Here is a 24,538-nt window from a genome sequence, read left to right as displayed (position 1 = left end):
TTAAGCACGCCGCCAGCGTTCATCCTGAGCCAGGATCAAACTCTCCACAAAAGTTTCAGCAAGAAACAAGGCCGTGAAAAGCCCGAAACCCAACCAAAAACAAACCACCCAACACCACCACACCAAACGGCAGTGATGCTGAACTGGCACAATTTCCAAAAATTACAAGGTTCAAATAACCGACCCCAACCCGACGGGGCAAAAACAGGGCCGATCACAAATACGCGAGTTGAAAAGCATGTCAACCACACCCCAAACGCGCACTGAACCAAAAAAGATGACGCGATCCATCAATGGAATTCAACCACGCCACCACCGGCACACACCCAAAAACAGCAGGCATCCACCACGCAGTGCACAAAGGGCAGGCGACACACACCCACGCAACAAAAGTACATTGGCACACTATCGAGTTCTCAAACAACACCAGCACACCCACCAACCAGGCCATCACAGCCCAGCCCGTCAAGCAGCCTCGCTACAAGCTACACACAACATAAACCAGAAGTCAAACTCGCGTTCAACCACCGTTTACCCCGCGGTAACCTTATGTAGTTTAACCATTCCCCCTGACCAGCCGCTCGGGCCGCTCAGAAGCAACGGATGGATATATAACCACGAACCCCAAACCAACACAAACACCCAGGCAGGAAGCGGTTTTAGTGATATGCCGCGATGGGTCCGTGAGGCCCTTCGATCACTTGCACCGGAGTATTGAAGATCTCGGTGAGCAGATCGTCGCGCATGATCTCGTCCACGGTTCCGAACGCGAATACCTGGCCATCCTTGGCCGCGCAGATATAGTCCGCGTACCGGGCCGCGAAATTTATGTCGTGCAAAACGATCACAATGGTCCGGCCGAATTCGCGGGCTGCAGAATGCAGGTGCTGCATCATCTCCACGGAGTGCGAGATATCCAGGTTGTTCAGGGGCTCGTCGAGAAGCACGTAGTCAGTCTCCTGGCACAGCACCATTGCTACGTACGCACGTTGCCGCTGCCCGCCCGAGAGCTGGTCCAGGTAACGGTGTTCCAGCTCCCGCAAACCGAAGAAGTCGATGTAGCGGGAGATGATTTCCTCGTCCTTGGCCGTCAAGCGCCCACCCGAGTACGGGAATCGGCCGAAGCCGACCAGTTGCCGCACCGTCAGGCGGGTAACAAAGTGGTTCTCCTGTCGCAGGATCGAAACCACCTTGGCCAGGTCCTTCGAGCTGGATGAGGTTACGTCCATCTGCCCGATGTGCACGGAGCCGGAGTCGAGCGCCAGCAGGCGCCCGATCATCGTCAACAGCGTGGACTTGCCGGCACCGTTCGGGCCGACGAGTGCGGTGATGCCGCCGGCGGGAATTTGCAGTGAGACCGGCCCGATTGCGGCGTCGTCGCCGTAGGCCTTGCTCACTTCGTTGAGCTCAATCACAGTCTCCCCTTCCGTAGGACAACGACGAGGAACGTCAGGCCGCCAACCAACTCGATGATGATGGAAACGACGCCCTGCGCGTAGAAAACATGGTTCATGGTGAAGTACGCGCCGGCGAGGATGCAGTACCCCAGCAGGGCCGCCATCGGGAACACGTAGCGGTGGTCGTAGGTATCCGCGAACTGGTACGCCAGCGTTGCTACGAGGAAACCTAGGAAGGTCATGGGCCCAACCAGCGCCGTGGACACCGCCATGAGCACGGATACGAGCACCAGCGTGTACACGGCGTGCTTTTTGTGGTTCACGCCCAGGTTCACCGCCACGTCCCGCCCAAGGCCAAGGACGTTCAAGCGCCGCGAGTTCAGCAGCATCAGCACAACCGCCGCCAGCACCAGCGGCACCGCCAGCGGGTAGTACTCCGGGTCCGCGTTGTTGACCGAGCCGAAGAGACGCGCGGTGAGCACGTCGAATTCGCTCGGCGTGAGCAGGCGCTGCATGAACGTCGACACGCTTCCCAATCCCCCGCCGAGCACAATGCCCACCAGCAGCATCGCGTGCATATTGGGGTTGTCCCCGGCAAGCAGCCACGTGTAGAGGATGAGGCTTAAACCCACCATGAGCACGAGCTGCACCACGAACATCTCCAGCGTGCGGGCGTTATTCAGTCCCGCCGCCCCGAGGAAGTACACGGTTGAGGTGTGGATGGCCACGTACAGCGATTCAAACCCCATGATGGACGGGGTGATGATGCGGTTGTTCGTCACCGTCTGAAACGCGACGGTGGCCACGGCCTGGCAGACCGCCACCAGCGCCATCGCGATGACAGAGTTCATCCTCCGTTCAGCGATGAGCCAGTAACCGCGGGTGCCAAACTCCATTGGGTTATCCCAGGCCAGTAGGCCCGCGGTAAACAGCAGCGCGCTCACCGCAAGTACGGCAACAACTACCCAGTAGCGCCGTTTACTCCGCGCCGTCTGAAACGCCCCGACCTCACGCATTCCGGCTCCTCTTCACAATCAGGGCGATGAAGACCGCGGCGCCGACGACACCCAGGATGACGGAGACCGGCATTTCGAACGGAGCGATGATGGTGCGCCCGATCAGATCGCAGACCGTCACCACTGCGATGCCGGTGAGGCAGACCCAGGGGAGGTTGGACCGGAGGTCGTCACCACGCAGCATGCTCACGATGTTGGGGACGATGAGGCCAAGGAACGGCAGGTTGCCCACCACCACGGTAACCACGCCTGTAGCCACCGCGACCAGGCTGGTGCCGACGAGCACGATCCGGTTGTAGTTCAGCCCGATGTTGGTTGCGACGTCCTCGCCAAGCCCAGCCGCGGTGAGGCGGTCCGCGTAGAAGAACACCGCGACGACAACGAGGAGCACCACCCACAGCACCTCGTACTGGCCCGCGATCACGCTGGTAAACGAACCGGCGAACCAAATCCCGAGGGATTGCAAGAGGTCAGTCTGCAGGGCGATGAAGGTGGAGACAGCGCTGACCACCGCGCCGAGCATGATGCCGACGATGGGGACGACCAGGCTCGAGCGAAGCGTCACACGGCGCAGGAATGCGAAGAACACCATCGTGCCGATGAACGCGGCACCGACGGCGAGCAGCATCCGCGTCATCACCGAGCCGTCGGGGAACAGCAAGAAGGATGCGAGCAGCCCCAGCCCGGCCCACTCGGTCGTGCCGGTGGTCGTGGGCTCGACAAAGCGGTTTTGGGTGAGCATCTGCATGATCAACCCGCTCATAGCCATGGCTGCGCCGGCAAGCACCAGCGCGATTGTGCGGGGCACGCGAGTGGCGCGGAACATCTCCCACCCGTCATCGGTGCCCACGATGTCGTACTGCCCCACTGCCAGCGATGCGCCGAGAAGGCCTAGAACAAGGACAACACCCACCCCGAGCTTCCAATCCAGAAGCTTGGGGCGGGTGGTGGTCGTTGGATCAGTCATCGATAACAGACTACTTGGCGGCTACTTCGCGGCCTCGAGCTGCTCGGCGAGCTGGTTCAGAATCTCCGTGTAGGTGATGATGGATTCGTTGGTGTAGGTGTCCGCCGGGGCGACGTAGACGTTGCCCTCCTTCACCGCGGTGACGTTCTTCAGCGGCTCCGAATCGTTGATCACAGACAGCGCCTCCGGCGAGTCGGTGACGGACTTCACGCCCGCATCCCGGTCGAGCACAAGCAGCCAGTCCGGGTTGGCGTTCGCGATTGCCTCGACAGAGATATCGTCGCCTTGGTGGTCATCCGACGCGTTTGCCACCTCCAGGGCCGGGGTGAAGCCGATGAGGTCAAACAGCGGCCCCCACACGCGCCCCACACCCGGGGCGACGTAGCCGATCTCGCCACCGGAGACGTTCAGCGCCATGACCTTTTGGTCGGGGTTGTAGGCGTCGCGGGCGCGCTGGACGGCCTCGGTGAATTCCTTCACCGTTTCCTCTGCTTCGGCCTGCTTGCCGAACACCTCGCCAAGCTCCAGCGTCTGCCGGATAAGTTCCCGGTCGAAGGGCTCACCCTCGCGCGGCTCGAAATCCAGCAGGGTCGCGTCCGGGGCCAGCTTCTCAATGTCCTGGTCGTACTCCTCGAAGCGCTGGCCGGACACGATCACGTCCGGGTCGGCGGCCACGATAGCCTCGAGGTTCGGCTCGCGGTGGTTGCCGATGTCAACGATGTCCTCGTCGTCCGCGATCCCCGGAATGGAGTTGGGCACCAGCTGGCGCGCCGCCGCCACCGGCTTGATACCCCAGGAGTCGAGCAGCTCGAAGGACCGGTTGTCCAGCGCCACCACGCGCTTCGGCGGGCTGGGGACAACCTTCTCCCCGTAGTTGTCCGTCACGGTGACGGTGCCGTCGGAAGCTGTGCTGCTTTCCGACGTCCCTTCGGCTGTGCCCGCAGAGGAAGTCGCCGAGGTTGGCTCGTTCGAGTCCAGTGCCGGTTCCGCGTTGGAGCAAGCCCCCAGCGTGAGGGAGCCTGCAGCTGCGAGGGCGATCAAAGAGCGACGTGAGAAACGGGTCATGGCCGTCCTTTCAAGTAGTGCGTCAGGTAAGGGTTACCTGCGCTATCTTAGGCTACCCAAACAAAGCGGCCAACCCCCACCCGGTTTTACGCCTGCTCAATGATCGCCGCGAGGCCCTGACCACCGCCGATGCACATCGTCACCAGCGCGCGTCGGGCATCTGTACGGCGCATGCGGTGCGCCGCAGTGACCACCATTCGCGCGCCAGTGGCGCCTACCGGGTGGCCCAGCGAGATGCCCGAGCCCAGCGGGTTCAGCCGCGGGTCATCCTCGGAAATTCCCCACGCGTCCAGCACAGCGAGCGCCTGGGCCGCGAAGGCCTCGTTGAGCTCGATCAGGTCGATGTCGTCGAGCGTGAGCCCGAGACGGTCGCACACCTTCGCTGTCGCTTCAACCGGGCCGATGCCCATAGTTTCCGGGGCCACACCGGAAACAGCCCAACCGCGCAGCACCGCGTACGCGTCAAGGCCGAGCTCCTCGGCTTTCTTGCGGGTGGTCACGATCATCGCCGCGGCACCGTCGTTTTGGCCGGAAGCGTTACCTGCGGTCACCGTGGCGCCGTCGAGCGTCTTGCCCATCACCGGCCGCAGCTTGCTCAGCGATTCCTCTGTGGTGCCCGGGCGGACGTGCTCGTCCTTATCCACCACCACCGGGTCGCCCTTGCGCTGCGGCACCGCCACGGGCACGATCTCAGCGTCAAACTCGCCGCTTTCCTGCGCCGCGGCCGCCCGCGCGTGGGAGGCAGCGGCCAACTTATCCTGCCGCTCGCGCGAGATGGAGTATTCCTCCCGCAGATTTTCCGCCGTCTCGATCATCCCGCCCGGGATCGGGTGGTGTTTGCCGCCGGCCTGCTCGCGAGCTTCCTGCAGCCGGTCCTTGAACTCCATGGTGCCGCCCTTGACGCCCCAGCGGATGTCCCCGTCCACGGTGTACTCGGTGTTGGACATGGACTCCGCGCCTCCGGCGATGATGAGGTCCGCCGCGCCCGAAGCGATGTGCGCCGCCGCGGTGGCAACTGCCTGCAGGCCCGAGCCGCACCGGCGGTCCAGCTGCATGCCCGGCACGTTGACGCCCAGTTCAGCGTCGAGCGCCACCACCCTGCCAAGCGCCGGTGCCGCGCCATTCGGTGCGGCCTGACCGAGGATGACGTCGTCGATGACGTCGCCGGAGATGCCGGCGTCCGCGATCACTGCTTTCACCGCCGTTGCGGCCAGTTCCTGCACCGGCACGCCCACAAATGCACCGCCGTAACGCCCCACGGGGGTGCGCTTCGGGTTGCAGATGACAATGTCCTGCGGGTTGTTCGGGTTATTCATCATGACTCCTTCATCAAAGTTGCGTGTAGGTCGCGCTCGATCGCGAGCGCCGTCGCCTGCAGCGGGGGCAGCAGCCTATCGACGACCTCCCGGTGTCCCACCGTCCCGGCATGCGCCGACACGTTCACGGCGGCCACCGCCGTCCCAGCGCTGCCACGGACCAGGCAGGCCACGGAGCGCAGACCCAGCTCGAGTTCCTGGTCGACGATGCAGTGACCCTGCCTTCGGACGTCGATAAGCAACTGCTTCAACGCGTCCGGGTTTGTCACCGTCTTTGGGGTGAAGGGCCGAAGGGCGGTGCCGGCAAGGTATGCGTCAAGCGCCGCGGGCGGGAGGCCGGCAAGAAGGACGCGACCCATGGAGGTGGCGTATGCCGGGAATCGCGTGCCGATGGTGATGTTCACGCTCATGATCCGGTTCGCCGCGGCGCGCGCGACGTACACCACATCCGATTTATCCAAGACGGTGAGCGAGCAGGATTCGTTGAGCGTGCGCGACAGCGCGTCGAGGTGCGGCTGCGCAATTGCGGGGAGCCCAAGGCCGGAGAGGTAGGAATACCCCAGCTCCAGGGTTTTCGGGGTGAGCCAGAAGACAGAGCCGTTACTGGCGGCGTACCCCTCAGCGACGAGTGTGTGCAGAAACCGGCGGACAGTGGCGCGCGGAAGCCCCGTTGCCTCCGCCACCTGCGCAAGCGATTGACGCGGGCGCTCGCCGTCGAACGCGCGAATCACCGCAAGGCCTCGACTGAGGCTCTGCACGAGTTGCACGTCACTACCAGTCATGACTGTGATACTAAACTACACAAGTTCGTTTTGTGAACCCTTGTGCGCTGCGCGCCCGGAAGTTATCATGCTCACATGATTAACAAGGTGGTTACTTCAGCGGAGGAGGCTGTCGCCGATATCCCGGACGGCGCCTCCATCGCCGTGGGCGGCTTCGGCCTCGTGGGCATTCCCGCCCGGCTTATCGACGCGCTTCGTGCCCGCGGCGTTGGGGATCTGACGATCATTTCCAACAACCTGGGCACTGACGGGTTCGGGCTCGGACTCCTATTGGCCGACAAGCGCATTTCCCGCTCGATCGGTTCCTACCTGGGAACAAATAAGGAGTACGCACGCCAGTACCTCGAGGGAGAGCTCACCGTCGAGTTCACCCCCCAGGGCACACTGGCCGAGCGCCTGCGGGCCGGCGGCGCCGGCATTCCCGCCTTCTACACCAAGGCTGGCGTCGGAACCCCGCTGGCCACCGGGGAGATTCCCACCCGCTACAACCCGGACGGCACGATCGCCGAGTACTCCCAGCCGAAGGAGTTGCGCGAGTTCGGCGGCGAGCAATACGTAATGGAAACAGCGCTTACCCCCGATTTCGCGTTTGTGCACGCGCACAAAGCGGACCGGTTTGGCAACCTGGTTTTTTCCAAGACAGCGCGGAACTTCAACCCGGACGCGGCTGTGGCGGGCAACGTCACCATCGTGCAGGCGGAGGAAGTGGTGGACGAAATCCCCGCAGCTGAGGTGAACTTGCCGGGCATCTACGTCGACCGCGTCGTCGAGGTGGGCCCGCAAGAGACCGGTATCGAATTCAGGACGGTGAGCGAATAATGGCGTGGACGAGGCAAGAAATGGCGGCCCGTGCAGCCCGGGAGCTGGAAAACGGTCAGTACGTGAACTTGGGCATCGGCATGCCCACGTTGATCCCGGGTTACCTGCCCGATGACGTTGAGGTGGTGCTCCACTCTGAAAACGGCATTTTGGGTGTGGGCCCCTACCCCACCGAGGACGCTGTGGACCCGGAGCTGATCAACGCCGGCAAGGAAACCATCACCGTGGCACCGGGGGGATCGTTCTTCAGCTCCTCAGCTTCTTTCGGCATGATCCGTTCCCGGGCCATCGACGTCGCGGTCCTCGGCGCGATGGAGGTTTCCCAGTACGGCGACCTAGCCAACTGGATGATCCCGGGCAAAATGGTCAAGGGCATGGGCGGCGCAATGGACCTTGTGCACGGCGCAAAGAAGGTCATCTTGCTCATGGAGCACACCACGAAGAAGGGCGATTCGAAGGTCCTCCCAGAGTGCCGGCTGCCGCTGACGGGCGCGAAGTGCGTGGACCAGATCATCACCAACCTCGCCGTTTTCGCCGTCGACGAGAAGCAGGGCCTGACCCTGACTGAGGTTGCCCCGGGCGAAACGGTGGACTCCGTCCGCGAGGCGACCGAAGCGCCTTTTGAGGTCGCCGTGTAAGGTTTTTGCATCCCACCCCAGGTCGTGCTCGACCTGGGGTTTTTCTTGCGCGCCTCGCGACGATCGGGTGATCCGTCCACCGCTCTTCGTCCGTCAGCCGGTGATGCCCTGCACTTGGCCGTGACAGCTGTCGCAACTCGCGCTAGTCTTGTTGTTGATACGTCACCTAAACATGGAGATCTTCAATGAAAGCGTTCGGTTTCTTAAGCTTCGGGCACTACGCCTTCGGTGGCCAGCGTGGCCCGTCCGCGGAGAAAATGGCCAAGATCCACTTGGAGCTTGCCCAGGCTGCAGACGAGATCGGCGTGAACAACGCCTCCTTCCGCGTCCACCACTTTGTCCCGCAGGCCTCCGCCCCCATGCCGCTGCTTGGTGCGGTGGCCGGCACCACGAAGAACATTGAGGTGGGCACGGGTGTGATTGACATGCGGTACGAAAACCCGCTGTACCTCGCGGAGGAAGCCGCATCCCTGTACCAGCTTTCCGGCGGCCGGGTCGCTCTGGGCGTCTCTCGCGGAGCACCCGAAGTAGCCGAGCGCGGCTGGGAGGCCTTCGGCTACAAGGGTGAGGCCCCCAATGGCGCAGACGTCGCCCGCAGGCATCTCGAGGCGTTCATGGCCGCCGTGGACGGCAACGGCTTCGCCACCGCCGCGCCGCTCGAGCGCCAGTACCCCAACATGTTCCAGCCGGGCACCGCTCTGCCGGTCTTCCCCGTGGACCCCGAGCTGCGCAAGCACATCTTCTACGGCTCCGGCACCCACACCTCAGCCGAGCAGACCGCCAAGGATGGCCTGAACTTGATGTCCTCCACCTTGGTTTCCGAGACCACAGCTCAGACCTTGGGCGAGATCCAGGTGGAGCAGATCAACCGCTACCGGGCTGCCTGGAAGGAAGCGGGACACGATTGGACGCCGCGAGTATCCGTCTCGCGCTCTATCTTCCCCATTGTCGACGGCGCCGACATGCAACGCTTCGGCATGCAGGCATCCAACTCCGACCAAGTCGGCGTGTTGCCCGACGTCGGCGCGTCCACTTTCGGCCGCACCTACGCGGCCGAGCCCGACAAGCTCATTGAGCAGTTGAAGGCGGACCCAGCCGTCATGGCCGCCGACACCCTGCTCATCACCGTCCCCACCGGTTTGGGCGTGGACGCCAATGTGAAGATTCTTGAGAACTTCGCCACCCATGTGGCTCCGGAGCTCGGCTGGCAGCCCAACACCGAGGGGCCGGTCACGGGCTACTCGATCGACTAACAGCATGAGAAAACCCCCGGCCATATCGACCGGGGGTTTCGCACTCGGTGGAGCCGCCGGGAATTGAACCCGGGTCCTTCACCACCGCGCCAGGGCTTCTCCGTGCGCAGTTCGCACGCTGTCTCTCCTCGACCCTCCGGATCAGGCGAACATGTCCGGATGACGGGCCCAGTCAGTGGAAAAAGTCCCTTCCAAGGCCCCACTGACAGGGCTGGAAGGCAAGTCCCCTAAGTCGACGCCAGGTACCGGGTCGGGGACATCCCCGGCCTGACGGACACGCAGGTCGCTGAACCTATTCTAATTAGGCAGCGAGGGCGTAGTCACGCTGAGAGTTCTTCTCTGCGTTTATTGTTTACAGCGACGCTTGCGGTGGTCTCCTGCCTGCACCGGCACGCTTCCCCTGGCTAAGTAGATGAAGTCGAAACCAGAATCGACCCCGTCAACTACGGGAACCGTAGGAGATGTTACTTTACACCTCACACTCCCCCAACGCAAGCCCGGTCAGTTTAGGTGCGCGCGGGGCGCACACGGAGGAACTCCACCACCGCATCGGGGCCGGCATCGACGGCCAGCCGAGCCGACTTGGCCACCTCGGCTGCGTCCATCTTCGGGCGGCCGTCGTCGCCCGCGAGCATGTCGGTGTCGGTGCGACCCGGGTGCAGGGACGTCACGCGAATATTGCCGGCCTCTTCCTCCTGCAGGGACTCGGTAAAGCCGCGGAGCGCAAACTTGGAGGCGCAGTAGGCCGAGTTTTCGGCGAAGCCCTGAAAGCCGGCGCCCGAGTTGATGGTGATGATGAGGCCGGTGGAGCGTCGCAAAGCGGGAAGCAACGCTCGGGTCAGGGTGACGGGGGCGAAGAGGTTGACCTCCATCATTTCCCGCCACTTTTCGTCCGTGAGCTCCTCCAACGGGCCGTGTTCCATCACGCCTGCGGCGAGGACGAGCACGTCCAGCTCCTCGATCTGCGACGCCGCGCCCAGAATCGCGTCGGTGTCAGTGAGGTCCGCCTCGAACGGGTCGGCGCTGGGCAACGCCGACACTACCTCAGACGCGTCCTTCGACGCCCCGGCGTAGATGTGGTGGTCCTTGCCCAGCTCTTCGGCGATGGCGCGGCCGATGCCGCGTGATGCTCCAGTGATAAGTGCCTTCTTCATAGGCACCCACCGTACGCAAATCCGGAGTTAGGCCTTGATCCCCTTGAGCTTGCGGCCGAGGTCGCGGGTGATCTCGCGGTCCTCCGTGCGGCGCTTGATATCGCGGCGCTTGTCGTAGTCCTGCTTACCTTGCGCAAGGCCGAGCTCCACCTTCGCGCGGCCGTCTTTTAGATAGAGCGACAACGGGATCAGCGTGCGGTTGCCGTCGCGGACCTTGCCCTGCAGTGAGTCGATCTCGCGCCGGTGCAGCAGCAGCTTGCGGGTGCGGCGCGGCGGGTGGTTCGTCCAGTGGCCTCGGGAGTATTCGGGGATGTGCATGTTGCGCAGCCACACCTCGCCGTTGTCGATGGTGGCGAACGCCTCCACGAGCGACACCTTGCCCTCGCGCAGCGCTTTGATCTCGGTGCCCTGCAGCACGAGGCCGCACTCCCAGGTGTCCAAGATGGTGTAGTCGTGCCGAGCCTTCCGGTTGGTGGCAAGCACACCGGTGTTGGAGAGCTTCGTCTTCTTGTTCTTCTTGGACATAAGAGGGTTAAGCCTACTACTTGCGCACGTAAGAGCGAAGCGCCACCTGCGCGGCGAGGCCGCCGAGCACCACCGCGGCCAGGCCGACCAACGGCATGACAGCCCACACGGTGCTATCCGGCACGCGCGCGATTAGCTGGGAGGCGTACAAGTCGCCCAGCAGCGGGTCCACAATGAACTGCTTGCCCGCCCACACGCCGACGGTGGCCAGTACGGCGCCGATAAGCACCGACAGCACGGCCTCGAGCACGAACGGAGCTTGCGTGAACCAGCGGGAGGCACCCACCATGCGCATGATGCCGATCTGCTCGCGGCGGTTGTACGCCGCCAGCTGCACCATATTCACAATCAGGAACACGGCCGCAAGCGCCTGCGCTGCGGCGACGGCGAACGCGACGTTGCGGAAGGTGTTCAGGGTGCCGGCGGCGGAGCGCACCGTGTCCGCCTGGTCGGAGATGACCTCCACCTGCTCCATGTCGCGGATGGCGTCCAACGGCGCGGTGTCCGTGGGATCCGTCAGGCGGACGTGCAGCGCGGCCGGCAGCGCGTCCGGGGTGGTCTCGCGCACCAGCTCGGGCTCCGCATCCTGGAACAGCTCCCTGAAGCGCTCGTAGGACTGCTCGCGCGAGCGGAAGGTTACCTGCTCCACGCGGTCGTCGGCCTGAAGCGTGTCGCGGACCTGCCTGCATGCCTCAGAAGAGCAGTCCGAGTCGTTCGCGGAGATGTCTTCGTTCAGCTCGACCATGACCTCCACCCGGTCCAGGTACAGGTCTTTGGTTTGCGTCGTCGCCTTAGAAATCAGCACACCCGCACCTACGAGAACCAGCGACAGCGCGGTCGTAATGATCAGCGCGATGGTCATGGTGAGGTTGCGCCCGAGGCCCTTGACACCTTCTCTACCGATAAATCCCCAGTTCATAGCTACCTCCTCACGTCCCCGTAGACGCCGTTGTCTTCGTCGCGCACGATCTTGCCCAGCTGCAGCTCGATCACGCGCTTGCGCATGTCGTCCACCGCGCGCGCGTTGTGGGTGGACATGATCACCGTGGTGCCCATGCGGTTAATCCGCGCCAGCAGGGCCATGATCTCGTCGGCGGTGCCTGGGTCGAGATTGCCCGTAGGTTCGTCGCAAAGCATGAGCTTCGGCTTATCGACGAAAGCTCTCGCAATAGCCACGCGCTGCTGCTCACCGCCCGACAGTTCCTGGGGCATCCGCTTCGCCTTCGATGCGAGGCCGACGAGCTCGAGCGCCTCGGGGACGAGCTTGGCAATGCGCTCCTTGGGTTTGCCGATGACCTCAAGCGCGAACGCCACGTTGTCGTAGACGTTGAGCCTGGGAAGCAGCCGGAAATCCTGGAACACGTAGCCGATAGATTGGCGTAGCTTGTTCACCTGTTTCCCCGTGAGGGTGTTGACGTGGAAGTCGTCGAAGTAGATATCCCCCGCGGAGACATTTTCTTCACGGATCAGCAGCTCCAGGAACGTTGATTTGCCGGAGCCGGACGCGCCGATGAGGAACACGAACTCGCCGTCGGGGATGTCGAGCGTGATGTCGTCGAGCGCGGGGCGCGAGGACGTCGGGTACGACTTGGTCACATGGTCGAATCGGATCACGCGGCCCACCTTACCTGTCACTCATGTGACGATTGTGAATTTTGCCGTGGTAATAGCTGCTCACCCGGCGCGCGGTAGCCTGTCACGGCCGCGCATGAGAAATCCCGCCTTGGGGAAGGCGGGATTGCTCAGCGCTTGCTGGTTCGCAAACTAGTCGTTGACGTAGAGGTACTGCTTGTTCACAAACTCGTCGAGCGCGAAGACGGAGAGCTCGCGGCCGAAGCCGGAGCGCTTGACGCCACCGAACGGCAGCACCGCGGAGAAGTACTGCCCCAGGTTGACGTGGATCATGCCGGTTTCAATCTGGTCCGCGACCTTGATGGCGCGGTTAGTGTCGTCGGAGAACACCGCGCCACCCAGGCCCTGGTAGGAGTTGTTGGCCAGCTCCACGGCCTCCGCCTCGGAGGAAACCTTGTAGATCTCCGCCACCGGGCCGAAGAACTCCTCGTAGTAGACGTCGGAGCCCACCGGCAGATCGGTCAGGACCGCCGGGGAGTAGTACGCGGAGGTGTCGTCCATCTCGCCGCCGGTGCGCAGGGTCGCGCCCTGGGCGATGGCGCGCTTGACCTGGTCGTCCAGGGTCTCCGCGGCTTGGCGGGAGGACATGGGGAAGTACTCGTTCTCGCCCGGGTTGGCCGGGTCGCCCTTGGAGTAGCCCTCGGCGATGGCCACCATCTCGTCCACGAACTGGTCGTAGATGTCATCCATGACGATGATGCGCTTGTTGGAGGTGCAGGCCTGGCCGGCGTTGTGGACGCGCTTGTCCCATGCTTCCTGGGCGGCGGCGCGCACGTCGGCCGCGTCGAGGATGACGTACGGGTCGGTGCCGCCGAGCTCAAGCACAACCTTCTTCAGGTTCTTGCCCGCGGTCTCCGCGACCTTCTTGCCGGCACGCTCGGAGCCGGTGAGGGAGACACCCTGCACGCGCGGGTCGGCGATGATCGTCTCGATCTGATCGTGGGTGGCGTAGACGTTGATGTACACGCCGTCGGGAAGGCCCGCGTCCTTGAGCACCTGCTCGAATGCGGCGGCGGACTTCGGCGTGATCTCGGCGTGCTTGAGAATGATGCAGTTGCCGTTCATCAGGTTCGGGCCGGCGAAGCGTGCGATCTGGTAGATCGGGTAGTTCCACGGCATGATGCCCAGGAGCGTTCCCAGCGGCAGGCGGCGGACCACGGCCTTGCCGCCCGGCACGTCAACCTTTTTGTCGGCGGAGTGCTCCGCAGCGTTGTCCGCGTAGAACTGCAGGATGTCGCCGGAGAAGTTCATCTCCCACTCACCCTCCGGGATGGGCTTACCCATCTCCTCCGCCGCGATCTGCGCCAGCTCGGTAGCGCGCTCCTTCAGCAGCTGCGCCGCCTTGCCGACGATTGCTGCGCGCTCCTCGTAGGACGTCGTACGCCACGTCTTGAACGCCTCCTCCGAACGGTCCAGGATGTCCTGGATCTCCTGGTCGGTAGCGAAATCGAAGGTCTCCACGACCTCGTTGGTCACGGGGTTTTGCACTCGGTACTGGTTAGCCATTGTGGTGTGTTCCTTTCAGGAAATGGTTGACACTTAATACAACGCTTGTGAACTCTATCACTAAGCGCCCGGCCTGTAAGCTCCATCGCTCATTTTGATGCCTTGGTCTTGCCCCATGTAGGAGGTTTCCTGCGTCAGCGCGTCGAGAAGCGTTCGGTGGTTCTGCTCCACTTCCCGCTCCAGCGCCTCGGGGTTGGCGCGCAGCAGGTCGAATCGCTGCTGGGTCAGCGGCAGCTCGAGCTCCGCGAATGGCCGGGACACCGCGTGCGGCACGTTGTAAATGTCAGCAACATCGTCGCCGTGCATGAGGCGGGTCGCGGTGTACATCCAGTCGTCGATGGATTCATCCGGGAACGGCAGCAGGGCCTTCACGTTGGTGCGGAAGCCGCTAAACAGTGCCTCCACCAGCGCATGCGAGGCCTCGTTCGGCTCGCCGTCAACGAAGTGGATTGCGTCGATGGTCTCCTGCGAGGCGTCGATGTCCGTCTCCGGCTCCAAAATGTCGCCCGGGATGCCCAGCATGCGGCCGACTACCCGCCAGAGGTAGAACAGGTCCTGCTCCTCCTCCAGCGAGAGGCGGTAGCCCAAGTTCCGCAGGTACGTAAACGCGATGTAGGTGAAGTCGAACCAGGTGCGGAACATGTCCAGCTCGCTAATCGGCGCGCCCCACTCGGAGTAGTCCAGCCCGAGCTGCGTCTGCACGCGGCGCACGTGCGCGTGCATGGCGCGGACCATGCCGGTGTGGATGAAGCTGACGTTGCCCGGCCGCAAGCCGTCTTTGAGGTACACCGAGTAGATCCAGTTGGTGGTGTACGCCAGGCGGTGCACCGCACCCTCAGTGAGCTCACCAGTGTTGGCGAGGATATCGGCGATGGAGGGTGCGGAATAGGTGTGGATCAACGCGCCCGGGCCAAGCGAGAGGTTCTGCGCAAGCACGGGGATAGCCAACGCGGCACGCTGGCCGCGCTCAATGCGCTCCCAGTCCACGCCGTCGAGGGCGGCATTCATGTCGTCGATGAGCGCCTTGACCTCGGGCAGTGTGTCCTCGTCCGCTTCGCCCCGCGCGAGGGTTTGCCGCAGGTTTGGCATCACGACCTTGGATTTGTTGCCGCTGGTGTAGAGCGCGTCAGCGACGGGGTCCATCGCCCAGAAAGCCTGCTGGAACCGCTCGGCCCGCTCCTCGCCGAACTTCTCGACGAATGCTTCGCGGCTGCCGCGCGCCGCCGGCCATTCCGCACGGTCGTAGTGGCCCTGCGCCAGCGGGTTCTCGGTAAACGTTTGTGTCATGGTCCTGCTCCTTGTGTCGTTGTGGGGGCGCCGCGCCGGTTAGCGCAGGCCTTCCTTGGATTCGTCGTGCAGCTTGTACTCGGCCTTGACATGTGGGGCCTTCTCTGCGATGTAGTCCTCAATTTGCTTGAACACGCCGGACCACGGCGGCTTACCGTCGCCAGCCTTCTTTACCTTCGCTGCGTAGGCACCGGGGAGTCTGTCGCGCACGCGGTAAACGACCGCCTCAGCCTTCGCCTTCAGCAGGAATCCGATCTTCCAGTGCAGGTACGGCGTGCCCTCGAACCGGGAGCCCTTCACCATGAACTTCGTGTCCTCGTCGCCGATGATCAAGGACAGTGCCCCCAGGACCTGGGCGGGCATCTTGGGGTCTAGGTCCTCCAAGATGCCCATCAGCGCGGTAGCCACTCGTACGTGGTAGGACGATGAGTACCCGCCGTTGGCGTAAATGAAGTCGGTCATCTTCCGCATCTCATCGCCGGTCTTCGGAATGAGGCGCTCCTCCGCCCCCATCAGGTAGAGCACCCAAGCCCAGTACATGGCCACGTCGTCCCACTCTTCGCCGGAGTGCGGGCGGCCGAAGAACTCGTCCACGCCAATCGGCATCAGCGCGAACCAGCCTTCACCGGAGACGAGGAAGGACGAGCCGATGGGATAGCCGAACTCGTTGTAGTGGTCCGGACCCCACAGCTTTTCCAAACCCCGGTTGGCCTGGGCGTGCAAGAGCCTGACGCGCACAGCAGCTTTCAGACCGTCGCTGTAGCGGTCGAATACTCCCTTCTTGCCCAAGTCGACGAAGAACTTCACCGTCTCGATGATCCGTGTGAAGGACTCGATCTCGAACATGGCCGTTTCACCGGTGGCGGCGGAGGTGCGGTCCTCCATCGTGGTGGCCCAGTAGGCAAAGCCAATAGAAAGCAACTCGGCGGAAGGCGTGACGTTGTAATACGCAACGCGCCCGCGCTCTGCGGCCTCGAGGTCGATCCAGTCCGGGATGTTGTCCACCTCGGCGAAGAAGTCAACCAGTTCCGGGGACGGATCGGCGACCTTGTCAATACCCTCGTTCAGCGCCGTCTCAAAATCGGCGCGCGACTTTTTGGCGCCGTCGCGCTTGAACGCTTCGGCGAGCCGGGAGCCGGTCTCGTCGGTTTGCCACATGTGGTCGTCCAGCAGCTTGGTTTGGAAGCTGGTGTAACCCTCCCACTCGTCGGCCACGGTGTGCCACCTGTCAAAGAGGTTGTGGCGGAGAGTGGACCATCCGGGCCGCTGCGTGCGGCGCTTCGGCGCAGGACGAAGCGGCATCCCGTCGCGGTAGAAGTATCGGAAGCCTTCGTAGGGATTGTCCGACATCGGGAGGATGTCCGGGTGCACCGGATTTTGGTACTGACTGCCCTCGCGGGCATTAGTGCTGACGGTCATCTGCATCACTTTCCAAGCAGTTACGGCCCGAGTACAGGGCAGCGAATCATTGTTGCCGTGCCGCAAAAGACAGATGAGATGTCCTCGCTCACCACATTCTGGTGTTGATTGAGCAATAATCACACCTTAGTGTGTTCTCGATCACTTTTGCGTGTATTTATACTAACCGTTACAAAGATGACCAGCAACCAGTTTCTGCAACGACGTTTCGAGTGGAGGCCTACGTGGGCAAGAACAACGGACTCAGCGGTTTGAGCGCGATCTTCGGAGGCAGGAGAAGGAGTCCGGATCCGAATGCGGCCGACCGCGAGGCCGCGCTAGCGCAACGTAGGGAGCGCAGCGGCAAGGACGCCGGTAGCGCCGGTGACACGGAGGTCACCGAGGTCATCGAGGTCATCGAGCTCACCGCGGTTCACGTCGAACGCGCCCACGGCGTCGCCCTGATTACGTTGAAGGCCGCTGACGGCTCGCCCATCCCCGGTTACGAGCCCGGCTGCCACGCCGACTTCATCCTCAGTGCCCCGGATGGCAGCGAGCTTGTGCGGCAGTATTCTTTGTTTCCCATGCACCAGCTCGGCACCGAGGATGCCGGCGGGGACGCGGTGTACGGCATCGAAGTGAAGTTGGAGGACGATTCCCGCGGCGGCTCCATCGCCGCGCACAACATCCAGCCGGGCGACACTGTGCGCATTCGACCGCCCCGCAACAATTTCGGCCTGGCCCCGCAGGCCACGCGCTCCGTCCTTATTGGCGCGGGTGTGGGCATCGCCCCGATCTTTTCGCTCGCCCGGGAGCTGCAAATACAGCAGGCCGACTACACGGTGCTCTACTTCGCATCCAGCCAAGAGCGCGCCCTCATGCGCCACCTCATCGACACCTACCTCAGCGGGCGGACCAAAAGCATCTTCGCCAGCGGCGAGCGGGACAAGCAGGCCGGCTACATCGAGGAGGCGCTCACCGCCTCCCCCACCCCACCGGACGAGACCCATCTGTACGTCTGCGGGCCTCAAGGGTTCATGGACGGGGTGATCGAGGTCGCCTCCCAGATCCTCCCGGCGGCGAACATCCACTTCGAAATGTTTCGAGCCACCGAAGAAACACTTGCCGGCAACCACGACGCGGACGGTGCGTTCCAGGTGATCTTGAACGGCGCTACCTACACCGTCCCGGAGGGCGAGTCCGTTTTGGGCGTGTTGGAGGACGAAGACGTGCCGATCCTGTCGCAATGCGAGGAGGGAACCTGCGGTACCTGCATCATGCGGGTGACAGACGGCTCGCCGGACCACCGCGACAGCATTTTCACGGAGGAGCAGCACGAAAACGGCGCGTTCGCCACATGCGTCTCGCGCTCGCTGTCCCCCACGCTCACCTTGGAGCGGTGGAGAAACTTGCGCGCGTAGGGCACGGCTACAGCAGCCGCACCATCCCCACCCCCACGAGGACGACAGCGAGACCTGTGAGCCGGTACGCCGTGGGCAAAGCACGGCGCCCGCCGGTACCCACGCCGAGTGACTCGAGCACCTGGCCGCAGAGAATGTTGCCGACCAGGGCCGCAATGACGGTGGTTCCCGTGCCCAGAATCGGCGACAGCGCGGCACCGCCAAACACGAAAAAGGCGCCGAGCACGCCCCCGAGCCACATCCACCACGGGCCGGGTGCGACACCGCTGGCAAGCGCCCGCCTCGGCCCCCGCAGCAGGACCGACATAGCAAACAGCAGGAGCAGGCCGACCACAAGGGAGATTTGCCCTGCCTGCACCGGGCTGGACAGCGCGCGGCCGAGGTGCCCGTTGACTGCCGTCTGGGTGGCCGAGCCCATGCCCATCAGCACACCGAAGCCCCGCAGCAACCACAGCGTGGGGCCATCTGCGGTGCCCCGGCTGGCGGGACTGCGCCCCACTTCGAGCACCATGGCGATGCCCAGGACGACAATGAGCGCGCCGACAAGTCGCAGCGCGCCCACCGCGACGCGCGGGGATTGGAAAAGACCGAACCGGTCGATGAGCAAACCCATGATGGCCTGGCCCAAGATCGGCAGGATAACTGTTTGCACCGAGCCGAGCTTGGGAAAGAGCACGATGTTGCCGGCGATGAACATCACGCCCATGAAGCCGCCTAACCAGGCCCACCAGGGCTGCGCGGCGGCCACAGCCAAGTTGGGCACCAACTCGCCAGTCGCCAAGAGCGCCATCACGGACGAGACCACCACGGCCACGACGAACGAGAGGAAGGTCGCGGCGATCGGCGAGCCGACGCTGACGCGAAGGCGCGTGTTGATTGCGGTCTGGACGGGCACGATAGCGCCAACCAGCATCGCCAGGACAAGAAACAAGAAAGCCTCCTCAAGCCGAACAGGCAGCCGGGCGCGACGCTCCCGGCTGCCTGTGGTGACTACGCGACGGTTATTCGTCCGTCGGGATCGTGTCCATCTTTTCCAGCATCTTGGCAACGTAGCCGGTGTTGAACTCGCCGCTGCGGAACTTCTCGCTGCCGATGAGCTCCGCCTGGAACGGGGCGGTGGTCACCACGCCGTCGACCTTGAGTTCACCCAGTGCGCGCAGGGTCCGCTCGATGGCGTCGTCGCGGGTCTCAGCCCAGCAGATGAGCTTGCCCACCATGGAGTCGTAGAAGGGCGGGATGGTGTAACCCGTCTCGATGTGCGTATCCATGCGGACACCGAAGCCGCCGGGCGCGCGGTAGTGCTCGATCTTGCCGGGACGCGGGGCGAAATTCTCGTTCGGGTCCTCGGCGTTGATCCGGCACTCAATCGCGTGGCCGCGGATCTCGATGTCGTCCTGGGTCAGGCGCAGCTTCTGCCCGGAAGCGATACGCAGCTGCTCCTGAATCAGATCCACACCGGTGATCATTTCGGTGACCGGGTGCTCCACCTGAATACGGGTGTTCATCTCGATGAAGTAGTACTTGCGCTCGATGTTGTCGAAGACGAATTCGACGGTGCCCGCATTCTTGTAGCCCACCTCTTTGCACAGGTTGATGGCTGCCTCTTGGAGGCCCGCGCGGAGCTCGTCGTCAATCGCAGGCGACGGCGCTTCCTCGATGAGCTTCTGGTTGCGGCGCTGCGAGGTGCAGTCGCGTTCACCGAGCGCGATGGCGTTCTCGCCGTCCGCCAGCACCTGGATTTCGATGTGGCGGATGTCGGTGAGGTAGCGCTCGATGTACACGGACGAGTCGTTGAACGCGGACTGCGCCTCGTTCATGATCTCGTTGAGGTCCTTCTCCAGGGTGTCCTCGGACTCCACCACGCGCATGCCGCGCCCGCCGCCGCCAGCGGCTGCCTTAATCAGCAGCGGGAAGCCAGTTTGCTTGGCGACGTCTAAAGCTTCCTCGTATTCGGTGACCACGCCATCGGAGCCGGGAACCGTGGGAACGCCCGCCGCCTGCGCGATCTTCTTCGCCTCGATCTTGTCGCCCATACGGCGGATGTGCTCCGACGACGGGCCGACGAAACCGATGTTTTCCTCCTCCACCATCTTGACGAAGTCGGCCTTTTCGGAGAGGAAGCCGTAGCCGGGGTGGATCGCATCGGCCTTGAATGCCATCGCAGCGGAGACGATCAGCTCGGGGCTGTTGTAACTCTTTGCGGCGTTCGCGGGGCCGATGCAGACCGCCTGATCGGCCTCCTTCACCGGCAGGGAATCACGGTCGCCTTCCGAGTACGCGAGGATGCTCTTGATGCCGAGCTCTTTGCAGGCGCGGATAACGCGAAGGGCGATCTCACCGCGGTTGGCAATTAATACGCTGTTCAGCAGCTTTTCGGATGTAGCCATGGGTCCCTACTTCGGCTCGATGATCATCAGCGTCTGGCCGTGCTCGACGGCGTCCTCGTTCTCCGCGAGGATCTCGGTGACGGTGCCGGCGGTCTTCGCCTCGATGTTGTTCATCAGCTTCATCACCTCGACGATGCCCAGCACCTGGCCGACCTCGACGGTGTCGCCGACCTTCACAAACGGGTCCGCGCCAGGCTTCGGGGAGGCGTAGAACGTACCCACCATTGGGGACTTGACCTCGACACCGTTGCTGGAACCGGCAGCAGCGGCATCCGCCTTCGGCTCCTGGGCCGGGGCTGCGGCCTCCTGGGCGGGCGCCTCAGTGGGTGCCGGGTCCGGGGCCGCAGCTTGGGGGGCCTCCGGCGCCGGCGTGGCCGGTGCAGCGGGGGCCGGGGCCGGAGCAGCGGGCGCCGGTGCCGCCTTGAGGTGGCTCAACCCGCCGGGGGTCTTGGACAGCGCGAGCTCGATGTCGCCGTACTTGATGCTCAGCTCTTCGATGTCGCCGGACTGGTTGACCCAGTCGAGGAGGGATTTCAGCTCGTTGAAGTTGGTGGTGTCAGACATGGTTACTGCTCTCCTTTTTTGGTCAGGTTGATCTCGAGGTCGTCGGTCTTGAGGTGGAATTCGCCGGAGGCGGTGGTGTCGTAGATCTTCTGCACGAGCTTTGTCAGCTCACCGCCCGGCACGCCTTCGCCTTGGCCTGCGCGCCCCTCGGCGACGTAGCGTCGCATTTCGTCGACGTTGTTGCCCGGGATGTTGGCGCGCAGCAGCAACGTGTCGATGTCGTCGTCCGGGTACTGCTCCTTTAGCGCGGGCAGACGCGGTTCAAGTTCGGGGCGTCCCTCCGTGATCTCGGAGGAGCCGTTGGCCTTGATCTTTTCCAGTGCGTCCGGGTCGATCGGCGCGAGGGGCTCACCGTAGTGGCCCAGCGCGTACTTCTTGATCTCGTTGGGGACCACGGAGTAGCGCTCTCCGGAGATCACGTTCATCACTGCCTGAGTGCCCACAAACTGAGCGAACGGGGTGATCATGATCGGGTACGCCAGCTCCTCGCGCACGCGGGCCGTCTCGTAGAGCAGGTCTTCGAACCGGTCGGAAAGACCGGCAGTGGCGAGCTGGGATTCGAAGTTGGTGAGCATGCCGCCCGGCAGCTGGTGCATGAAGTGCACGCCGTCGAACGCGCGGGGCTTGCCCACGGGCTTGTCCTCGCGGTCCGCGATCTCCTGGATCTTCTTGCTGGCGCTGTCCACGCGCTCGTCGTCAATGTTCACGGTGTAGCCCAGCGCACGCAGGTCGCGCGCGAGCGCCTGGGTGGCGGGCTGACCCTGGCCGTTGGCAAGCGGGGCGATGGAGGTGTGGATGGAATCCACGCCGAGCTCGGCAGCGTAGATGTACGTCAGCGGCGAAAGGCCAGTGAGCGAGTGGGTGTGCACTTCAAGCGGCAGCTCGTCACCAATCGCACTGCGGATCGCGGGGATGAGGGTCTTCATGCGGTCCGGGGTGAGCAGGCCGCCGGCGTCCTTGAGCATGATGCGGTCGACGTCTGTGCGCTCGACAAGCTCTTGGGCTTTGTCAATGTAGAGCTGGTCGGTGTGCACCGGGCTCAGGCAGTAGGACAGGCAGCCGTAGGTCTCGGCGCCGAGTTCCTTGGCCAGGATGAGGGTGTCGGCGATGTTGTCGATGTCGTTGAGGCCGTCGAAGGCGCCGATCACGCGGAAGCCGTTGGCGTACAGCCGCTCCACCCATGCATGGATGACGTCGTCGGGCAGGAAGTCGAAGGACGCCAGGTTGCGGGAGCGCACCATGGAACGGAACTTCGTGTTCGGTGCCGCCTCGTGGACCCTGCGCACGCGCTCCCACGGGTCTTCCCGCAGGTAGCGCACAGGGACGTCGAACTGGATCGGGGCAACCAGGTCGACGTGCTCGAAGCCGGCGTTGGTGACGTCGTCAAGCAGCTCCATGATGTGCTCGGTGCGCATGCGGGTAGCCCAGATGGACTGGTGCGCGTCGCGCAATGTTGTGTCGATGATCTTGATTTCGCGCTCGCTGTCAGCGGGCCGACCACCCGCAGCGAAGATCTCAGCGAGGCTCTCCGTGCTCAGTTCTTCTGGACTGAGAGCAGCCATTGTTCCTCCTTAGAAACGCCAGACCGGGGCTGTTGCCGAGTGGCACGCCACCGTTGCGCTCAATGTACGCATGCGAAAGTGTGGCGCGCGACGCATTTCGGCTCAAAGTTGTGAAACCCCACCTTAAACGGCCAACGTCCCATGTCGTTACTCCCCCAATTTGGGGTGCGCACACAGCACATACGTTCACTCTGCGAACAACCCGCCAATGGTATTACCCAAGGTAAGTGGCGTTTAGCAGCAAAAATAGGGTGACAGCCCTGGTGTCAAGCCACCTTGACAGTGTTTTCCGCCATTGATGCCCCGCGACAGTGATCCAGGCAATACATTTCGACTGAAACACCTAACCCAAGGAGGATCCGTGAGTACCACACATCCCATCGACATGGGCGCGACCCATATCCAGGCCGAACGCCCCGCTGACAGGAAGTCGCTCGGCGCCAGCCTCATCGGCCAACTACTCGAGTGGTTCGAGTGGAGCTCCTACGCCGTCTTCGCCCCGTTCATCGCGGCAGCCTTCTTCGACAAATCCGACCCCACCTCCGCCCTTCTCGCCACGTTCGGCGTTTTCGCGGTCGGCTTCCTGGTCCGCCCGCTCGGCGGCATTATTTTCGGCCGTGTCGCCGACCGCGTCGGACGCAAGAACGTCCTCATGATCACCATCATCATCATGGCGCTGTCCGCAGTGCTCATCGGCGTCATACCCACCTACGAGCAAATCGGGATCTGGGCGTCGGTGGTGCTGCTGCTCGTGCGCGTCGTCCAGGGCTTCGCGCACGGTGGCGAATCCGCCACGGCCAACAGCTACATCCCGGAGATCGCCCCGCGGGACCGTCGCGGAAAATGGGGCTCGATGGTTTACATGTCCATCTTCGGCGGCTCGGTGATCGCCTACACGCTCGGCGGCATCATTTCGCTTGTGCTTACCGACGAGCAGATCAGCGCGTGGGGCTGGCGCATCCCGTTCTGGCTGGGTGCCGTTGCAGCGTTCGTTGCCCTCTACCTGCGACGCCACATGCAGGAATCCGAGCACTTCAACGAGATTCAAGACGGCGGTGCCGCATCCTACGACGACCTCTCCGATACCCGGCCGCACACCCCGGTTCGGTCGAACTGGGCGAACATCCTGCTGGTCGTCGGCATGGTCTCCGGCGTCACAGCCGCCCACTACACCTGGACCTCGTACGTTTCCACCTATGCCATCACGCACGAGGGCATGTCCACCCAAGGCGCGTACTGGGTGTCCGTGTTTGCGCAAACCTGCGGCCTGATCGCGTTGCCGCTGTGGGGTGCGTTGTCTGACCGTATCGGCCGCAAGCCGGTGATGTACACCTTCGCCATCTCCGTGGGCCTTCTGCAGATCCCCCTGATGGGCATGATCGATTCCCGCCCGTGGACCATGCTGGTCGCAGCGACCATTGCCGTGGTGGCCATCGCCGCCGGCGGCGCGCTACTGGCCCCGGTGATGGCGGAAGTCTTCCCCACCTCGCAACGCACCAGCAGCATCGGTTTTGCGTACTCCCTGTCCGTGGCCGTCTTCGGCGGCACCGCGCCTTACATCTTCCAATGGTTCACGTCGCACGATCTGGCGCACATCTCCGGGATCTACGTCGTGGTGCTGTGCGTGCTCACGCTCATCAGCATGAAGATCCTCCCGGAGACGAAGGGCATCGATCTGCGCGACGTCTAGGGCTTCGGCCACAGTGACAGATGTTGCAGCCGGCCCTTAGTGCCAAGGTGGTTGTGAACGACGAACCGTAGGAGGTTTTGTTCATGACCGATTCGCAGTTGCCTCAGTTGGTGCCGTCGGTGTTGACGTCGGCTCCGGCTGTTGAGGTCCCGGTGGTTG

23 protein-coding genes and 1 other RNA gene are annotated in these 24,538 nt (G+C 63.4%); 6 read left to right on the top strand and 18 right to left on the bottom strand.

Annotation, left to right across the window (positions count from 1 at the left end; translation table 11 throughout):
- On the top strand, positions 1-267 hold a 267-nt coding region (locus tag HF989_RS10710; protein ID WP_210729170.1), incomplete at its 5' end, for a hypothetical protein.
- Positions 268-659: 392 nt separating this feature from the next.
- Here the strand turns inward: HF989_RS10710 and HF989_RS10385 are convergent.
- The 6 genes from HF989_RS10385 to HF989_RS10360 form a co-directional block, all read right to left on the bottom strand.
- Positions 660-1,415 carry an iron ABC transporter ATP-binding protein gene (locus HF989_RS10385; RefSeq protein WP_168686286.1) on the bottom strand — a complete coding sequence of 252 codons (756 nt, stop codon included), beginning with the start codon at positions 1,413-1,415 and terminating at the stop codon, positions 660-662.
- A complete protein-coding gene (locus HF989_RS10380; RefSeq protein WP_168686284.1) occupies positions 1,412-2,413 on the bottom strand; it encodes an iron chelate uptake ABC transporter family permease subunit in 1,002 nt (333 codons plus the stop codon). Before HF989_RS10380 ends, HF989_RS10385 begins: the two co-directional genes overlap by 4 nt.
- Complete coding sequence (locus HF989_RS10375) at positions 2,406-3,380, bottom strand: ABC transporter permease (protein WP_168686282.1); 975 nt, start codon at positions 3,378-3,380, stop codon at positions 2,406-2,408. The genes HF989_RS10380 and HF989_RS10375 overlap by 8 nt, the downstream gene beginning before the upstream one ends.
- A gap of 21 nt (positions 3,381-3,401) precedes the next feature.
- Positions 3,402-4,445, bottom strand: coding sequence for a siderophore ABC transporter substrate-binding protein (locus HF989_RS10370; protein ID WP_168686280.1), 1,044 nt, complete (start codon positions 4,443-4,445; stop codon positions 3,402-3,404).
- Between the two features lie 86 nt (positions 4,446-4,531).
- Positions 4,532-5,761 carry an acetyl-CoA C-acetyltransferase gene (locus HF989_RS10365; protein WP_168686278.1) on the bottom strand — a complete coding sequence of 410 codons (1,230 nt, stop codon included), beginning with the start codon at positions 5,759-5,761 and terminating at the stop codon, positions 4,532-4,534.
- On the bottom strand, positions 5,761-6,543 hold the full coding sequence (locus HF989_RS10360; protein ID WP_168686276.1) for an IclR family transcriptional regulator domain-containing protein: 783 nt from the start codon (positions 6,541-6,543) through the stop codon (positions 5,761-5,763). Before HF989_RS10360 ends, HF989_RS10365 begins: the two co-directional genes overlap by 1 nt.
- 75 nt (positions 6,544-6,618) lie before the next feature.
- Between HF989_RS10360 and HF989_RS10355 the strand changes: the two genes are divergently transcribed.
- From HF989_RS10355 to HF989_RS10345, 3 genes are all read left to right on the top strand, one after another.
- A complete protein-coding gene (locus tag HF989_RS10355; RefSeq protein WP_168686274.1) occupies positions 6,619-7,362 on the top strand; it encodes a CoA transferase subunit A in 744 nt (247 codons plus the stop codon).
- The gene (locus HF989_RS10350) at positions 7,362-8,000 is read left to right on the top strand and encodes a 3-oxoacid CoA-transferase subunit B (RefSeq protein ID WP_168686272.1); all 639 of its coding nucleotides are present in this window, start codon (positions 7,362-7,364) and stop codon (positions 7,998-8,000) included. Before HF989_RS10355 ends, HF989_RS10350 begins: the two co-directional genes overlap by 1 nt.
- Before the next feature lie 185 nt (positions 8,001-8,185).
- A complete protein-coding gene (locus HF989_RS10345; protein ID WP_168686270.1) occupies positions 8,186-9,253 on the top strand; it encodes an LLM class flavin-dependent oxidoreductase in 1,068 nt (355 codons plus the stop codon).
- A gap of 45 nt (positions 9,254-9,298) precedes the next feature.
- Here the strand turns inward: HF989_RS10345 and ssrA are convergent.
- The 8 genes from ssrA to HF989_RS10305 all read right to left on the bottom strand — a co-directional run bounded on the left by ssrA (position 9,299) and on the right by HF989_RS10305 (position 16,776).
- Positions 9,299-9,691, bottom strand: a transfer-messenger RNA (tmRNA) gene (gene ssrA, locus HF989_RS10340).
- Between the two features lie 68 nt (positions 9,692-9,759).
- A complete protein-coding gene (locus HF989_RS10335; protein ID WP_168686268.1) occupies positions 9,760-10,407 on the bottom strand; it encodes an SDR family oxidoreductase in 648 nt (215 codons plus the stop codon).
- 27 nt (positions 10,408-10,434) lie between these two features.
- Positions 10,435-10,932, bottom strand: coding sequence for an SsrA-binding protein SmpB (gene smpB / locus HF989_RS10330; protein WP_168686266.1), 498 nt, complete (start codon positions 10,930-10,932; stop codon positions 10,435-10,437).
- Positions 10,933-10,948: 16 nt separating this feature from the next.
- Entirely contained in the window at positions 10,949-11,851 is a 903-nt protein-coding gene (gene ftsX, locus HF989_RS10325; RefSeq protein ID WP_168686264.1) for a permease-like cell division protein FtsX, read from the bottom strand.
- A gap of 2 nt (positions 11,852-11,853) precedes the next feature.
- A complete protein-coding gene (gene ftsE, locus HF989_RS10320; RefSeq protein ID WP_168686261.1) occupies positions 11,854-12,546 on the bottom strand; it encodes a cell division ATP-binding protein FtsE in 693 nt (230 codons plus the stop codon).
- A gap of 150 nt (positions 12,547-12,696) precedes the next feature.
- Positions 12,697-14,070 (bottom strand): NAD-dependent succinate-semialdehyde dehydrogenase, encoded by a 1,374-nt coding sequence (locus tag HF989_RS10315; RefSeq protein ID WP_168686260.1) that lies wholly within the window; start codon positions 14,068-14,070, stop codon positions 12,697-12,699.
- 60 nt (positions 14,071-14,130) lie between these two features.
- A complete protein-coding gene (locus HF989_RS10310) occupies positions 14,131-15,357 on the bottom strand; it encodes an oxygenase MpaB family protein (protein ID WP_168686258.1) in 1,227 nt (408 codons plus the stop codon).
- A 39-nt stretch (positions 15,358-15,396) separates the two neighbouring features.
- Positions 15,397-16,776, bottom strand: a complete 1,380-nt coding sequence (locus tag HF989_RS10305) for an oxygenase MpaB family protein (protein ID WP_246233988.1) — start codon at positions 16,774-16,776, stop codon at positions 15,397-15,399.
- Between the two features lie 212 nt (positions 16,777-16,988).
- On the opposite strand from HF989_RS10305, the gene HF989_RS10300 reads away from it, so the two are divergent.
- Positions 16,989-18,176, top strand: coding sequence for a 2Fe-2S iron-sulfur cluster-binding protein (locus tag HF989_RS10300; RefSeq protein WP_168686256.1), 1,188 nt, complete (start codon positions 16,989-16,991; stop codon positions 18,174-18,176).
- A gap of 7 nt (positions 18,177-18,183) precedes the next feature.
- Here the strand turns inward: HF989_RS10300 and HF989_RS10295 are convergent, their stop codons facing one another.
- The 4 genes from HF989_RS10295 to HF989_RS10280 all read right to left on the bottom strand — a co-directional run bounded on the left by HF989_RS10295 (position 18,184) and on the right by HF989_RS10280 (position 22,689).
- On the bottom strand, positions 18,184-19,107 hold the full coding sequence (locus HF989_RS10295) for a DMT family transporter (RefSeq protein WP_168686254.1): 924 nt from the start codon (positions 19,105-19,107) through the stop codon (positions 18,184-18,186).
- Between the two features lie 70 nt (positions 19,108-19,177).
- On the bottom strand, positions 19,178-20,563 hold the full coding sequence (gene accC / locus HF989_RS10290) for an acetyl-CoA carboxylase biotin carboxylase subunit (RefSeq protein ID WP_168686252.1): 1,386 nt from the start codon (positions 20,561-20,563) through the stop codon (positions 19,178-19,180).
- 6 nt (positions 20,564-20,569) lie between these two features.
- Positions 20,570-21,127, bottom strand: coding sequence for an acetyl-CoA carboxylase biotin carboxyl carrier protein (accB, locus tag HF989_RS10285; RefSeq protein ID WP_168686250.1), 558 nt, complete (start codon positions 21,125-21,127; stop codon positions 20,570-20,572).
- A gap of 2 nt (positions 21,128-21,129) precedes the next feature.
- Positions 21,130-22,689, bottom strand: coding sequence for a pyruvate carboxylase subunit B (locus HF989_RS10280; RefSeq protein ID WP_038610144.1), 1,560 nt, complete (start codon positions 22,687-22,689; stop codon positions 21,130-21,132).
- Positions 22,690-23,074: 385 nt separating this feature from the next.
- On the opposite strand from HF989_RS10280, the gene HF989_RS10275 reads away from it, so the two are divergent.
- Positions 23,075-24,379, top strand: coding sequence for an MFS transporter (locus HF989_RS10275; RefSeq protein ID WP_168686288.1), 1,305 nt, complete (start codon positions 23,075-23,077; stop codon positions 24,377-24,379).
- The last annotated feature ends 159 nt before the right edge of the window (positions 24,380-24,538 follow it).

This window comes from Corynebacterium mucifaciens, from assembly GCF_012396315.1.
GTDB classification, from domain to species: domain Bacteria; phylum Actinomycetota; class Actinomycetes; order Mycobacteriales; family Mycobacteriaceae; genus Corynebacterium; species Corynebacterium mucifaciens.
This window is presented reverse-complemented; position numbering and strand designations above follow the sequence as displayed.